General features: G+C 25.8%; 1 pseudogene (running past one end of the window). It reads left to right on the top strand.

The window, feature by feature from the left end:
* Nucleotides 1-383 precede the first annotated feature (383 nt).
* Nucleotides 384-403, top strand: a pseudogene (gene comGA, locus V7056_RS12330) (competence type IV pilus ATPase ComGA); it runs 1,045 nt beyond the window's last position.

Below are 403 nucleotides of genomic sequence, written 5' to 3'. Positions count from 1 at the left end.
TGGCTCATATCGAATTGATAAGAATTATGGTTACTGGCGATGTAGAAAAAACTTTAAAACAGTTAGAAGTTCTATTTGAATGCACAAAGAGATCAACAGATTTAAGATTAAACTTGTTTCTAAACTAATGATTTAAAAATAGTGCTCAGAAATTTAACAATGAATTTGTACTGTTTGTGCGATTCATTGTTTTTTTATTTTGGCTAATGGCAATTAGAATTTTTGCATTAAGTTGATTACTAGAGTGCAACCCTTTATGAGGTAAGGGAGCTATGCCGACAAGGGTATTACTTTTTAAATTGTGATTTTCAAGTTTTATCGTAGATTATATTAAAAAGTAACTTTAATTAATTAAAATATTTGTACTAAAAATTAGTTTTCTAATTAAATTTACAATTTTAAA

The organism is Bacillus sp. JJ664, from assembly GCF_036962205.1.
In the GTDB taxonomy this organism is placed as follows: Bacteria; Bacillota; Bacilli; order Bacillales; family Bacillaceae_G; genus Gottfriedia.
Note: the sequence above shows the minus strand (reverse complement) of the source record. Positions and strands in the feature narration are given on the sequence as shown.